10 protein-coding genes are annotated in these 13943 nt (G+C 65.2%); 2 read left to right on the top strand and 8 right to left on the bottom strand.

Annotated elements, in window-relative coordinates; translation table 11 throughout:
• Nucleotides 1-72: 72 nt before the first annotated feature.
• The 7 genes from CLAM6_RS02965 to CLAM6_RS02935 form a co-directional block, all read right to left on the bottom strand.
• The gene (locus tag CLAM6_RS02965) at nucleotides 73-1731 is read right to left on the bottom strand and encodes a bifunctional 2-methylcitrate dehydratase/aconitate hydratase (RefSeq protein ID WP_153635125.1); all 1659 of its coding nucleotides are present in this window, start codon (nucleotides 1729-1731) and stop codon (nucleotides 73-75) included.
• A gap of 205 nt (nucleotides 1732-1936) precedes the next feature.
• Entirely contained in the window at nucleotides 1937-3190 is a 1254-nt protein-coding gene (gene prpF / locus CLAM6_RS02960; RefSeq protein ID WP_153635124.1) for a 2-methylaconitate cis-trans isomerase PrpF, read from the bottom strand.
• Nucleotides 3187-5889, bottom strand: a complete 2703-nt coding sequence (gene acnD, locus CLAM6_RS02955; protein WP_153636765.1) for a Fe/S-dependent 2-methylisocitrate dehydratase AcnD — start codon at nucleotides 5887-5889, stop codon at nucleotides 3187-3189. The genes prpF and acnD overlap by 4 nt, the downstream gene beginning before the upstream one ends.
• A gap of 67 nt (nucleotides 5890-5956) precedes the next feature.
• Nucleotides 5957-7099 (bottom strand): bifunctional 2-methylcitrate synthase/citrate synthase, encoded by a 1143-nt coding sequence (gene prpC / locus CLAM6_RS02950; RefSeq protein ID WP_153635123.1) that lies wholly within the window; start codon nucleotides 7097-7099, stop codon nucleotides 5957-5959.
• Between the two features lie 182 nt (nucleotides 7100-7281).
• Nucleotides 7282-8193, bottom strand: a complete 912-nt coding sequence (gene prpB / locus CLAM6_RS02945) for a methylisocitrate lyase (RefSeq protein ID WP_043333964.1) — start codon at nucleotides 8191-8193, stop codon at nucleotides 7282-7284.
• Between the two features lie 73 nt (nucleotides 8194-8266).
• Entirely contained in the window at nucleotides 8267-9046 is a 780-nt protein-coding gene (locus CLAM6_RS02940; RefSeq protein ID WP_043333965.1) for a GntR family transcriptional regulator, read from the bottom strand.
• Between the two features lie 370 nt (nucleotides 9047-9416).
• Entirely contained in the window at nucleotides 9417-10289 is an 873-nt protein-coding gene (locus CLAM6_RS02935; protein WP_153635122.1) for an alpha/beta fold hydrolase, read from the bottom strand.
• Nucleotides 10290-10532: 243 nt separating this feature from the next.
• On the opposite strand from CLAM6_RS02935, the gene pabB reads away from it, so the two are divergent.
• Nucleotides 10533-11984, top strand: coding sequence for an aminodeoxychorismate synthase component I (pabB, locus tag CLAM6_RS02930; RefSeq protein ID WP_153635121.1), 1452 nt, complete (start codon nucleotides 10533-10535; stop codon nucleotides 11982-11984).
• 215 nt (nucleotides 11985-12199) lie between these two features.
• Complete coding sequence (locus CLAM6_RS02925; protein WP_054555396.1) at nucleotides 12200-12826, top strand: phosphoadenosine phosphosulfate reductase domain-containing protein; 627 nt, start codon at nucleotides 12200-12202, stop codon at nucleotides 12824-12826.
• A 121-nt stretch (nucleotides 12827-12947) separates the two neighbouring features.
• Here the strand turns inward: CLAM6_RS02925 and cysB are convergent, their stop codons facing one another.
• Nucleotides 12948-13919 (bottom strand): HTH-type transcriptional regulator CysB, encoded by a 972-nt coding sequence (gene cysB / locus CLAM6_RS02920; protein ID WP_043333969.1) that lies wholly within the window; start codon nucleotides 13917-13919, stop codon nucleotides 12948-12950.
• Between the last annotated feature and the right edge of the window lie 24 nt (nucleotides 13920-13943).

Below are 13943 nucleotides of genomic sequence, written 5' to 3'. Positions count from 1 at the left end.
TTACCCATACCGGATGACGGCACCAGTCAATTGGATGACTGATTGCCAACGGGGCATCATGCGGCCGGCACCTCACGGCACCCAATGCGCCATGAACTCGTGCACCGGCAGTGCTTCGAGTCGCTCGTGATCGCCCAGCAACGCCATCAAGGTGTCGCACCGCGAGGGCGGGAAGCAGGTGGCCAGATTGGCCCGACACTTGTCCTCGAGCGGGACGAGTGACTCTTCACGCCGCCGACGATGTCCCAGCGGGTATTCCACCGTCACCTGCTCGGTGGCACTGCCATCGCAAAAGACCACCCGCAGGGCATTGGCGATCGAGCGCTTGTCGGCTTCCAGATACTCGCGGGTGAAGCGCGCCTCTTCCTTGACGACCATCCTGTCTCGCAGCCGGTCGATCTCCGGGTGAGCGGCATGGAAGCCATCTTCATAGTGGTCCGCTTTCAACTCGCCGAAGATCAGCGGCACCGCGACCATGTATTGCAGGCAGTGATCGCGGTCCGCCGCATTGGCGAGCGCGCCCTGCTTGGAGATGATGCGGATCGCCGATTCGTGGGTGGTGATCTCGATGCGCTCGATCTCCTCGAGCCGGTCGCGCACCTCGGGATGGAGCTGGACGGCCGCCTCGGCGGCGGTCTGGGCATGGAATTCGGCCGGGAAGGAGACCTTGAAGAGCACGTTCTCCATCACGTAGCTGCCCAGAGGGCGCGCCAGTGTCAGGTGCCGTTCGTCTTCAGGCTTGAGCGCGAGATCGCTATTGCCGTGACTGAAGGAGACATCATTGAAGCCCCACTGCGGCGCGCTGAGGGCACCGGGGACGCCCATCTCACCACGCAGGGCGATGTCCGCCAGCCGCACCCCGCGTGAAGTGGCGTCCCCCGCCGCCCAGCTCTTGCGCGAGCCCGCATTGGGCGCATGACGATAGGTGCGCAGACTCTGGCCATCGACGAAGGCGTGCGACAGCGCCGACAGCAACTGCTCGCGATTCGCCCCCATCAAGCGCGCCGTCACGGCGGTGGTCGCCACCTTGACCAGCATGACATGGTCGAGCCCGACGCGATTGAAGCTGTTGTCCAGCGCCAGCACGCCCTGGATCTCGTGGGCCATCACCATGCTCTCCAGCACATCGCGCATCACCAGGGGTGGCTTGCCCTGTGCGACACGCTGACGCGAGAGGTGATCCGCCACCGCCAGAATGCCGCCGAGATTGTCCGAGGGATGCCCCCACTCCGCCGCCAGCCAGGTGTCGTTGTAATCCAGCCAGCGAATGGTGCAGCCGATATCCCACGCCGCCTTGACGGGATCGAGACTGAAGGCGGTGCCGGGCACCCGCGCACCATGCGGCACCACGGTCTCGGCCACCAGCGGGCCAAGATGCTTGGTGCATTCCGGGAAGCGCAGCGCCAGGATGCCGCAGCCGAGGGTATCCAACAGACACAGACGAGCGGTGTCCATCGCCTCTGCCGAGGGACCTGAGCGCACGCTCTTGCCGGCCAGGCCATCCGTATCCGTATCCGTATCCACATTCGCGACATGAGGATCATCGCAATACCCCAGCAAATAGTCGGCGATCTGCTGCAGCTCCGGGTCATAGTCTGGGCGCTGGTTGGCGCTGGCCTGATTGGTACTGGCTTGATTGGTGCTGGCCTGGTTGGTACTGGCCTGACTTGTACTGGCTTGAGTGGCGCTGAGACGGCTGTCGCCCGTCTGATCAGAGGATGGCGTGCTCATGTGTGACCTCCTGTCGTGGATCGTCTTTGCTCGCATGCATCTCCCGCGATGCCGGCACATCCCACGAAATACCTGTGTCCGCACCACAGATACACAAAAGCCGGCCCTCTGCACTTGCATGCCAGGCCGGCTTTCATCGGTATGCCGCAAGAGGGATATCAAGAGGGATATATTGACAGTAGACCATCGCCTGCCAATACCGGCGCTAGCGCATCAAGGTCTCCGCCGGCACCCGCACCCAGCCTTCCATCAGGATACGCGCGCTGCGACTCATCACGGCCTCACTGACGGTCCACTCGCCCTCGCCTTGCTGGCCCTGACCCGAGGGTGACTGACGATGGGCACTCGCACCGACCCTGAGCGTGCCGGAGGGATGCCCGAAGCACACCGAGTCACGCGCGCTGCCAGTCTGCTCGGCTTCGGCCTCGGCCCCGCCACCGGCGGCAAGATTGACCAGCGTGCCGGGTACCGCAGCCGCCGCGGCGATGGCGACGGCCGCGGTTCCCATCATGGCGTGATGCAGCTTGCCCATCGATACGGCGCGAATCAGCACGTCGATCTCGTCGGCCTTGATCTCGCGACCACTGGAGACGACGTGATCCACCGGCGGCGCCACGAAGGCGACCTTGGGGGTGTGCTGACGTCTGGCGGCCTCGCCCAGCTCCTGGATCAGCCCCATGCGCAGTGCGCCGTGGGCGCGCAATGTCTCGAGGCGCGCGAGGGCCTCGCCGTCTGCATTGATCGCTTCCTGCAGCTCGGTGCCCTGATAGCCGAGATCGCGGGCAGCGACGAAGATGGTCGGGATGCCGGCATTGATCAGGGTCGCCTGGATCCGCCCGCCCGCGACCACCGATTCCGGCACTTCCAGCGTATCGACCACATTGCCGGTGGGGAACATGCTGCCCTCGCCAGCGGCGGGGTCGCGGAAGGCGACCGCCACTTCGGCGGCCGGGAAGGTCACGCCATCCAGGGCGAAGTCACCGCTTTCCTGGACGCGCCCCTCGCACATCGGCACCCGAGCGATGATGGTCTTGGCGATGTTGGCCTGCCAGATGCGCACCTCGGCGATGCCATCACGCGGCAGGCGCTCGGCCGGCACCAGGCCCTTCTCGATGGCGAAGGGCCCGACCGCCGCCGAGAGATTGCCGCAGTTGCCGCTCCAATCGACGAAGGGCGAGTCGATGGAGACCTGACCGAACAGATAGTCGACGTCGTGGTCCGGCTGTTCGCTGCGACTGATGATCACCGTCTTGCTGGTGCTGGAGGTCGCGCCCCCCATGCCGTCGATCTGCTTGGCGTAGGGGTCGGGGCTGCCGATCACGCGCAGCAGCAGGGCATCACGCGCTGGGCCCGGCACCTGCGCCGCTTCCGGCAGCTCATCACGCAGGAAGAACACGCCCTTGCTGGTGCCGCCACGCAGATAGGTGGCGGGAATCCTGAGCTGTGCCTGCTGGCTCATGCTGATACCTCCGCCGCCGTCTCGCCCGGCGCCTGCGAGTTCAGGAAGTCTTCGGCGAAGCGCTGCAGCACGCCGCCCGCCGAGTAGATGGAGACTTCCTCACGGGTATCGAGGCGGCAGGTGACCGGCACGCGCTCGAGCTTGCCTGCCTTGTCGCCGGCGGTACGCTCGATCACCAGCGTGAGCTCTGCCCCCGGCGCCGGCTCGCCTTCGACGGCGTAGATCTCGCTGCCATCCAGCGCCAGCGTCTTGCGCGTGGTACCGGCGGCGAACTGCAGCGGCATCACGCCCATGCCGACCAGATTGGTGCGGTGGATACGCTCGAAACCTTCCGCGACGATGGCCTCGACACCCGCCAGCCGCACGCCCTTGGCCGCCCAGTCACGCGACGAGCCCTGGCCGTAATCCGCGCCCGCGATGATGATCAACGGCTGCTTGCGCTGCATGTAGGCCTCGATGGCCTCCCACATGCGTACCACCTTGCCTTCTGGCTCCAGGCGCGTGAGCGAGCCCTGCTTGACCTCGCGCTTGCCGTCCGCCCCTTCCACCACGGCCATCTCGTTGATCAGCTTGGGATTGGCGAAGGTGGCCCGCTGCGCGGTGAGGTGATCGCCACGGTGAGTGGCGTAGGAATTGAAGTCCTCCTCCGGCAGGCCCATCGCGGCCAGATACTCACCCGCCGCACTGCTGGCCATGATGGCATTGGAGGGCGACAGGTGATCGGTGGTGATGTTGTCCCCCAGCACCGCCAGTGCCCGCATGCCCTTGAGCGTCGGTGCGCTGGCCAGGCCGCCTTCCCAGTACGGCGGACGACGGATGTAGGTGCTCATCTCGCGCCAGTCGTAGAGCGGACTGGTCGTGTCGTCGCGATCCTGACGAGCCTCGAACATCGGGATGTAGACCTGACGGAAGTGGTCCGGCTTGACGCTGGAGCCGACGATGGCATCGATCTCCTCGTCACTCGGCCACAGGTCCTTGAGCATGATCGGCGAGCCGTCCGGCGCATGCCCGAGAACATCCTTCTCGATGTCGAAGCGGATGGTGCCGGCGATGGCGTAGGCGACCACCAGCGGCGGCGAGGCCAGGAAGGCCTGCTTGGCGTAGGGGTGGATACGGCCATCGAAGTTGCGGTTGCCGGACAGCACCGCGGTGGAATAGAGATCACGCTCGACGATTTCCTGCTGGATCGTCGGGTCCAGCGCACCGCTCATGCCATTGCAGGTGGTACAGGCGAAGCCGACGATACCGAAGCCGAGCTGCTCGAGTTCCGGCAGCAGTTCCGCCTCTTCCAGATACAGCTGCACGGCCTTGGAGCCCGGCGCCAGCGAGGTCTTGACCCACGGCTTGCGCGTCAGCCCCAGCGCATTGGCGCGCCTGGCCAGCAGACCGGCGGCGATGACATTGCGCGGATTCGAGGTGTTGGTACAACTGGTGATGGCGGCGATGATCACCGCGCCATCCGGCATCAGGTCGCGCCCGTCCTCGTCCTGCTCATGCTCGATCACCCCGGAGATGCCACGCGCGGCCAGCTCGCTGGTCGGCACGCGACTGTGCGGATTGGAGGGGCCCGCCAGGGTGCGCACCACCGAGGACAGGTCGAAGGTCAGCTCGCGCTCATATTCCACCGCGCCTTCGATATGGCCGCTCTCGTCGGCCCACAGCCCGGTCTCACGCGCGTAGCGCTCGACCAGCGCGATGTTCTCCGGCTCACGCCCGGTCAGGGTCAGATAGTCCAGCGTCTGCTGGTCGATGTAGAACATCGCCGCCGTGGCGCCGTACTCCGGCGTCATGTTGGAGATGGTGGCGCGATCGCCCAGGGTGAGGCTGGCCGCGCCTTCGCCGAAGAATTCCAGATAGGAGGAGACGACCTTCTCGGCGCGCAGGAATTCGGTCAACGCCAGCACGATGTCGGTGGCGGTGATGCCCGGCTGCGGACGCCCGGTGAGGCGCACGCCGATGATGTCCGGCAGACGCATGTAGGAGGCACGCCCCAGCATCACGCTCTCGGCCTCGAGCCCGCCGACGCCGACGGCGATCACGCCCAGCGCATCGACATGCGGCGTGTGGCTGTCGGTGCCCACCAGGGTATCCGGGAAGGCGACCTGATGGCCCTTCTCATCGGCGCGCGACTCGATCACCGGCGACATCCGCTCCAGATTGATCTGGTGCATGATGCCGTTGCCCGGCGGGATCACGTCGATGTTCTCGAAGGCCTGACGCGTCCAGTCGATGAAGTGGAAGCGGTCTTCGTTGCGCCGCTCCTCGATGGCGCGATTCTTGGCGAAGGCGTCCTTGTCGAAGCCGGCGTGCTCCACCGCCAGCGAGTGGTCGACGATCAACTGGGTCGGCACCACCGGGTTGACCTTGGCCGGGTCTCCGCCGCGCTCGGCGATGGCATCGCGCAGGCCGGCCAGGTCGACCAGCGCGGTCTGACCGAGGATGTCATGGCACACGACGCGCGCGGGGTACCAGGGGAAATCGAGATCACGCCGACGTTCGATCAATTGCACGAGGCTGTCGCGCAGCTGATCCGGCGGGCAGCGACGCACCAGGTTCTCGGCCAGTACGCGTGAGGTATAGGGCAGACCGGCGTAGGCGCCGGGGGTGATGTCTTCCACGGCGGCACGCGCATCGAAGTAGTCGACCGGGGTACCCGGTGACGCCGTGCCAGGCAGGGGTTTGCGATACTCGGTATTCATGGGCATCCGGACTCATCAGGCGGTCAAGAAAACGATCGGCCAGCACGCTGACTGGCCGAGGAAAGGGTCAGTCGCGCTGCTCGATGGGCAGCCAGTCGCAATGCTCCGGGCCGGTGTAATCGGCGCTCGGGCGGATGATGCGATTGTTGGCGCGTTGCTCGAAGACATGCGCCGCCCAGCCGGTCAGGCGTGAACAGACGAAGATCGGCGTGAACAACTTGGTGGGAATACCCATGAAGTGATAGGCGCTGGCATGGAAGAAGTCGGCATTGCAGAACAGCTTCTTCTCGCGCCACATCACGGCTTCGACGCGCTCGGAGACGGCGTAGAGCTGAGTGTCGCCCACATCCTCGGACAGCTTGCGTGACCATTCCTTGATGATGGCGTTGCGGGGGTCACGTTCACGGTAGATGGCGTGACCAAAGCCCATGATCTTCTCGCGGCGCTCCAGCATGCCGAGAATCTCGCGCTCGGCTTCCTCCGGTGAGCGCCAGTGCTCGATCATCGCCATCGCCGCCTCGTTGGCACCGCCATGCAGCGGACCGCGCAGCGAGCCGATGGCCCCGGTCACGCAGGAATGCAGATCAGAAAGCGTCGAGGCGCAGACACGCGCGGTGAAGGTCGAGGCATTGAATTCGTGCTCGGCGTAGAGGATCAACGAGGTATTCATCACCGCGGCATGCAGCTCGCTGGGGGCCTCACCGTGCAAAAGGTGCAGGAAGTGCGCGCCGATGGAGTCGTCATCGGTCTCGGTGTCGATGCGCACGCCATCATGGCTGAAGCGATACCAGTAATTGATGATCGACGGGAACACCGCCAGCATGCGGTCGGCCTGATCGGACTGCTCATCGAAGCTCTCTTCGGTCTCCAGATTGCCGAGCATCGAGCAGCCGGTGCGCATCACGTCCATCGGATGGGCGCTGGCCGGAATCTGCTCCAGCACCGCCTTCAGGGCATCCGGCAGACCACGCAGGCCCTTGAGGCGCGCGATGTAGGTATCCAGCTCCGAACGATTGGGCAGCTTGCCCTTGAGCAGCAGATAGGCGACTTCTTCAAAGCTTGCGTGGGCGGCGAGATCCTCCAGATCGTAGCCGCGATAGCGAAGGCCGGAGCCGGTCTGGCCGACGGTGCACAGGGCGGTCTCGCCGGCACTCTGGCCGCGCAGGCCGCTGGAGGCACTAGGGCTCGGGGTAGCGGTGGTATCTGACATGGCGCGATCTCCTTGGCAGTGACGTCATTGAGTTGTTCTTTTTCTTGTAGGGCATAAAGCGTCAAGCCCCTCGCCGGCCAGGCGTTTGCCAGCGAGGGAGAAACGGTCGGGCCGGAAGTGCCGGCCCGTGAAGCCAGTGGCCTCCTGATACGAGACATGGCGTCCGTCTCGAGCGTCTGGCATCAATCCTTGCGGCTTTCGGCCTCGAACAGGGTGTCCAGCTTCTGCTCGAAGGTGTGGTAATCGAGGAAGTCGTAGAGCTCCATGCGGGTCTGCATGTCGTCGACCACGTCCTTCTGGTCACCCTTGTCGTGGATGTTCTGGTAGACCTTGAGGGCGGCGGCGTTCATGGCGCGGAAGGCGGACAGCGGATAGAGCACCATCCGGCAGCCGACATCGCCCAGCTCGCGCTGATTGAACAGCGGCGTGGCGCCGAATTCGGTGATGTTGGCCAGAATCGGCGCGTCGACGCCCTCGCAGAAGGCACGGTAGTCCTCGAGGGTATGCACCGCCTCGGCGAAGATGGCGTCCGCCCCGGCCTCGACACAGGCATTGGCACGCGCCACGGCGGCCTCGAGCCCTTCCTTCTGGAAGGCATCAGTACGCGCGATCAGATAGAAGTCGTCGTCACGGCGGGCATCGGCGGCCGCCTTGATGCGATCGACCATTTCCTGGCTGGAGACGATGGCCTTGTTGGGACGATGCCCGCAGCGCTTCTGGGCGACCTGGTCTTCCAGGTGCACGGCCGCCACGCCGGCACGCTCCATCTCCTGAATGGTGCGCGCGATGTTGAAGGCGCCGCCCCAGCCGGTGTCGATGTCCACCAGCAGCGGCAGCTCGCTGGCGGCGGTGATGCGGCGTGCGTCTTCCAGCACGTCATTCATGCTGGTCATGCCCAGGTCCGGCAGCCCGTAGGAGGCGTTGGCCACGCCGCCACCGGACAGGTAGATCGCCTGATGCCCGACGCGCTCGGCCATGATGGCGGTATAGGCATTGATGGTGCCGACGATGGGCAGCGGACGATTGGCTTCCAGCGCCGCGCGGAAGCGGGCGCCGGGGCTTGGCAAGGCGGTGGAACTCAGATGGCGTGACATGACATCTCCCGGGCTGGGCCCATGACGGGGTTGGAATTGTTGGGGGTGATCCGGTCGCAAGCGGTGTGGCAGTTCACTCCTCGCCCTGCTCTTCCTTGAGCGTGGCGGCATAGCGGCGGGCGACGTTCTCCCGCGAGGCGCTGACGTGGCGCCGCATCAGCAGCTCCGCCAGCTCCTCGTCACCGGCCTCGATGGCATCGACGATACGGTGGTGTTCGACGAAGGCCTTCTGCGGACGCGAGCCACTGGCGCTGAACTGGGTGCGATACATGCGCACCAGGTAGTAGAGGTCGTCGCAGAGAATCGTCATCAGCATGTGGTTATGGCTGCCGAGGACGATCTGATAGTGGAAGTCGAGATCGCCTTCCTTCTGGAAGTAGGCGGTGCCGGTCTTGAGGTCCGACTGCTGCTCGTGGGTCTTGAGCACGCTGCGCAGCCGCGTGACCTCCTCCTGCGTCATGTGCCGCGCCGCCAGACGCGCGGCCATGCTCTCCAGCGCCTCACGCACGTCGAACAGCTCCAGCAGCTCGGTCATCGAGAGCTTGACCACCCGCGCGCCGACGTGGGGCACGCGCTCGATCAGGCGATGGACCTCGAGACGACGCATCGCCTCACGCAACGGGCCGCGCGAGATGCCATAGGCCTGCGCCAGCCCCGGCTCGGTGATCTTGCTGCCCGGTGCCAGCTCACCGCGCACGATGGCGTCCTGCAGCTGGTGGAAGACGCGCTCGGCCAGGGTGCGCACCTCAGGCGTCGGAGCACTCGCGGAGGCGGTGTGGCCTGCCTGCTCGGCAGTGGCGCCGCGCGCGAGGCTTCGAGCGGTGGTGGCATTGTGAAAGGCATCGGTGGTCATGGCGGTCAGGCAATCCGGCTGGACAAGGGGCTGAGACAGGACAATGGCGATGAGGGACTTTCAGCACCATTGTCGACAATCATTCAATGACTGCCAGACTAGCCAGCGAGCCTGAGTGGGTCAAGATGCAATCCGCCAAATCCTCTACACCTTTGGCGTAAGAGAGCTGGCATGCGCTGGACAAAAGGCTGCCAGAACAAGGCCGAACCGCCTGAGACGCTGCCATGCCAGTCTTCACACACCGACAGGCCAGAGGCACTCCAGCCGGTAGCGGCCGAGACGAAAGACGCCCCGCCAGCACAGGCTGACGGGGCGTCTTGAGTCTCAATGCCAGACCGTTCATCGGTCGGCTTGTCGACAATCACGCGATTTATGTGAAGCTGAGCTCCGCGCCGATGCGGCGGGGTTTCTGGAAAGGCAGCGAGTGATCGGTGCCGGGGATTTCCAGCGACTGCCAGCCCGCATGACGCTCGGCCAGCAGGCTGTGATAGTCGCGCAGGGTCTGCGGGCTCTTGCCGCCGACCAGGCTGCGCACCTCGGTGCCTGAGGCCAGCACGTCGGCCAGCAGCGCCTCGCGGTCGATCTCGCGCACGGCATGCGTGACACAGTCCAGCGCATTGGCGAATCCCAGATGGCGATGCGCCAATCGCGCCACCATCATGCGCTCGGCGCGCGGGTTGCGCGTGCGATGCGGCGAGATGAGGTCGAGGAAGGCGGTGATGCCCGCCTCGGGGCTTGAGGCTTCGCGCATGGCGCGCGCCGCCTCGGCGTAGCCTTCACGCACCTTGAGCATGGTGGCGTGGCATTCGCGCTCCAGCAGCGCCGGTTCCAGCAGGCTGATGTCGCCGACCTTCACCTCCGGGCGCTCGGCGCGCAGACGCTGGACGAGGCGCATGGCGACCAGCCCGCCGAAGCTGTAGCCGATCAGGTCGAAATGCGTGATGCGCTGCGTCTCGATCAGCGCCATCACGTCCTCGACCACCTGCTCGAGAGTGAAAGGAGGCTCGCCACCCTGCGGCGCCAGCGTCTGCCCCATGCCACGCAGGTCCGGGATGATCAGTTCATCATGGGCCGTGAGATGCCCGACCAGCGGTGCCCAGGTCAGCGTGCCGGCCACGCCCGCGCCGTGCAGCATCAGCAGTCGACGCCCGCCCTGGGCGTCATGCCGCTTGAGACGCTGCCAGAAGATGTTCTGATCGGGACGTGACAGCAGATGTTGGCCATGTTCGAACTCGGGATGCATGCAGGGGCTCCGGTGGAGTGCCAGGGGCTGGTCAAGAGACTGGGCTAGAGGGCTGGGCGAACGTCAGCACGCGCGTCAACGCCGTCATCGATGACGGCGCAGGGCGTTCAGAGGCAGGCACCTTAATCAGCGCACGGGAGAACGGCAAGCCGACAAGGCCAGCCCCTCACCGGAATCCGCACGCATGGGCGGACAAAACGCCTTCGGATGCCTAGAATGCCCTGTCCGCCAACGGAAGCTGTCATGACCATCTCGCTCGAAATCAACGCCCTGCCCTACGCCCTCGTCGCCGAGGATGAAGCCTCCACGCTGTCGCGCTTCGCACGCCTGCGCTCACGTCCCGACGCCGTGCTGCTCGACAGCGGCCAGCCGTCGCTGGCCGGTGGCCGCTTCGACATCATCAGCAGCGACCCGCTGGCCGTGCTGGAGCAAGGCCCACACGGCGGCAAGCTCACTGGCCCGCTGCCGGAGTCGATGCGTGACCTGAGCCAGTTCAGTGAAGCGCTGGAGCGCCTCGCCCGCCTGCCGGTGATCGAGGCCCAGCGCCAGCTGCTGACTTTGCTGCCACAGACGCTGGCAGGCGAAGAGCTCGCCCGGCATGACCTGACAGCCGAAGACCTGCCATTCATCGCCGGCCTGCTGGGCTACTGGAGCTACGACTTCGGGCGCGCGCTGGAAGACCTGCCCGCCACGACCGAGGACGATATCGCGCTGCCCTGGGCGCGTCTGGGTCTCTATGACTGGGCATTGATCAGTGACCATCAGCGCCAGCAGAGCTGGCTGATCGCCTCGCCCCAACGGCGCCGGCAGGTGCTTGAGTGGCTGGAGCAACCGGCGCCGCGCAGCGCCGACTTCGCCCTCGACACCCCCTTCGCACCGCTGCTGGACCGCGCGAGCTACGGCGAACGCTTCCGCCAGGTGATGGAGTATCTGCATGCCGGTGACTGCTATCAGATCAACCTGACCCAGCGCTTCTCCGCCGACTGCAGTGGCGACAGCTGGGATGCCTACCTGCGCCTGCGTCAGGCCACGCCGACACCCTACGCCGGCTATCTGAGCTGGCAGGACGCCCAGGGCGAGGAGATGGCGATCGTCTCCGTCTCGCCGGAGCGCTTCGTCGAGGTCAATCATCGTGCGGTCGAGACCAAGCCGATCAAGGGCACCCGCGCACGTGGCGCGACGCCGGAAGAGGACGCGCGGCTGGCTGCCGAGCTGCTGGAAAGCCCCAAGGACCGCGCCGAAAACGTGATGATCGTCGACCTGCTGCGCAATGACCTGGGCCGCGTCTCCGCGCCCGGCAGCGTCAAGGTGCCCTCACTGTGCGCGCTGGAGAGCTACGCCAACGTGCACCATTCCGTCAGTACCATCACCAGCACCCTGGATGAAGGGCGCGATGCGCTGGATCTGCTCGGCGCCGCCTTCCCCGGCGGCTCCATCACCGGCGCGCCCAAGATCCGCGCCATGCAGATCATCGAGGAGCTGGAGCCGGTACGCCGCAGCGCCTATTGCGGCAGCCTCGGCTATCTGGATATCCGCGGCCACATGGATACCTCCATCGCGATCCGCACGGCGGTGATCGCCGAGGGACAGGTGCATCTGTGGGGCGGCGGCGGTCTGGTCGCCGACTCCGAGGAAGAGGCCGAATACCGCGAGAGCCTGGCCAAGATCCAGCGTCTGATGGAAGCGCTTGGCTGACAGGCGGCGTTATAAGGCGTCATGAGCGCCATAACTCGATGGCATATAACGTTCGAACGAATTCGTATTGGGGAAGCAGTGCCTGCCTTTGATAGGGTAGGCGCATTCCTGCACGTCTCCTTGAGCGCTACCCGCCTCTGCTGATGACCTTTCCTGGTCATTGATCAGCCCTGCGCCCCGCTCCATCGGACGTGCCCTCGTTCTGGAGACTCCTCATGTCCGATACCTTCGATCTCGCCCGCATCAATGCCGAATTCGGCAACGACCCGGAAGCCCTGACCCGCTGGGCCCTGTCGCTGGACAAGCACGCCATCTGCACCACCAACTTCCGTCCCTTCGAGGCGGTGATCCTGCATATGGTGACGCGCTTCCGTCCTGACATCCCGATCGTGTGGATGGACAACGGCTACAACACCGATGCCACCTATCGCTTCGCCGATGAGGTGACGCGCAAGCTGAACCTGAACCGCATCATCTATCTGCCGCAGCGCACGCGTGCCCACCGTGAAGCCGTCGATGGCCTCACCCCGCATATCGATGACCCGCGCCACGAAGCCTTCACCCGTGAAGTGAAGCTCGAACCCTTCGAACGTGCGCTGCGCGAGCTGAACCCCGAGATGTGGTTCACCGCCGTGCGCGCCAGTGACACCGCCTTCCGTGCCGGCATGCAGCCGGTCTCGCTGAACGGCGATGGCCTGATCAAGGTCGCCCCGGTGCTCAACTGGTCTTCCAAGCAGATGCACGAGTATCTGGTCGCCCACGACCTGCCCAACGAGTTCGACTACGTCGACCCGACCAAGGCGGAAGACAACCGCGAATGTGGCCTGCACCTGGCACACTGAGCCCTGTGGTTGACGCTGTGCGCTCGAACCGCCCAGCCAGCAAAAAGCCCGCCTCTCAGGAGGCGGGCTTTTTCATCTGCGCTGTGGCAGATCTGGCGAGCGGCACTCAGTCCACCGACACTCAGCGCACCGGCAGCTCGATGTCGTGGAAGATCTCGTGCTCGTGGCGCGGGCCGGCGGCCAGTGCCGCTTCGACACGCTCCCGCGTCAGGTGCGGCGCGAAGCGCTCGACGAATTCGAACATGTAGCTGCGCATGAAGGTGCCGCGACGGATGCCGATCTTGGTCGTGGAGCTCTCGAACAGATGCGTGGCGTCCAGCGCGACCAGGTCCTCGTCGGCCACCTCGTCCACCGCCATGTGCGCGACGATGCCGATGCCCATGCCGAGGCGCACATAGGTCTTGATGACATCGGCGTCCGAGGCGGTCAGCACCACGTTGGGCGCCAGGCCATGGGACTTGAAGGCATCATCCAGCTGGCTGCGCCCGGTGAAGCCATAGGTGTAGGTGACCAGCGCATAACTGGCCAGCGACTCGAGGGTCAGTTCCTCGCCATTGGCCAGCGGATGATCCTTGGGCACCAGCACGCAGCGGTTCCAGCGATAGCACGGCAGCAGGATGAGGTCGTTGAACAGCTCCAGCGACTCGGTGCAGATGGCGAAATCGGCCTGACCTTCACTGACCATGTTGGCGATCTGCTTCGGCGTGCCCTGCTGCATGTGCAGCGCGACATCCGGGTACTTGCGCGTGAAATCGGCGATCACCGGCGGCAAGGCATAACGCGCCTGGGTGTGCGTGGTGGCGATCGACAGGCTGCCGCGACGGTCGTCACTGTGCTCCTGGGCTACGTGCTTGATGTTCTCCACCGTGCGCAGCACCTGGCTTGCCAGCTCGACGATGGACTCGCCGGCCGGGGTCACCCGCGTCAGGTGCTTGCCACTGCGTGCGAAGATTTCGACGCCAAGCTCATCTTCCAGCAGACGAATCTGCTTGGAAATGCCCGGCTGGGAGGTATACAGACTTTGCGCGGTGGCGGACACGTTCAGGTTGTGGCGGGTGACTTCCCAGATATAACGCAACTGCTGGAGTTTCATGCGGCTTCACTCTCCTGAGAAGCA

Source organism: Cobetia sp. AM6 (genome assembly GCF_009617955.1).
GTDB lineage: Bacteria > Pseudomonadota > Gammaproteobacteria > Pseudomonadales > Halomonadaceae > Cobetia > Cobetia amphilecti.
This window is presented reverse-complemented; position numbering and strand designations above follow the sequence as displayed.

Excerpts from the sequence above, each read along its gene's own strand:
- acnD (WP_153636765.1), bottom strand. The coding sequence starts at position 5,889 with ATGAATACCGAGTATCGCAAACCCCTGCCTGGCACGGCGTCACCGGGT.
- prpB (WP_043333964.1), bottom strand. The coding sequence starts at position 8,193 with ATGTCACGCCATCTGAGTTCCACCGCCTTGCCAAGCCCCGGCGCCCGC.
- CLAM6_RS02925 (WP_054555396.1), top strand. The coding sequence starts at position 12,200 with ATGTCCGATACCTTCGATCTCGCCCGCATCAATGCCGAATTCGGCAAC.
- cysB (WP_043333969.1), bottom strand. The coding sequence starts at position 13,919 with ATGAAACTCCAGCAGTTGCGTTATATCTGGGAAGTCACCCGCCACAAC.
- pabB (WP_153635121.1), top strand. The coding sequence starts at position 10,533 with ATGACCATCTCGCTCGAAATCAACGCCCTGCCCTACGCCCTCGTCGCC.
- CLAM6_RS02935 (WP_153635122.1), bottom strand. The coding sequence starts at position 10,289 with ATGCATCCCGAGTTCGAACATGGCCAACATCTGCTGTCACGTCCCGAT.
- CLAM6_RS02940 (WP_043333965.1), bottom strand. The coding sequence starts at position 9,046 with ATGACCACCGATGCCTTTCACAATGCCACCACCGCTCGAAGCCTCGCG.
- prpC (WP_153635123.1), bottom strand. The coding sequence starts at position 7,099 with ATGTCAGATACCACCGCTACCCCGAGCCCTAGTGCCTCCAGCGGCCTG.
- prpF (WP_153635124.1), bottom strand. The coding sequence starts at position 3,190 with ATGAGCCAGCAGGCACAGCTCAGGATTCCCGCCACCTATCTGCGTGGC.
- CLAM6_RS02965 (WP_153635125.1), bottom strand. The coding sequence starts at position 1,731 with ATGAGCACGCCATCCTCTGATCAGACGGGCGACAGCCGTCTCAGCGCC.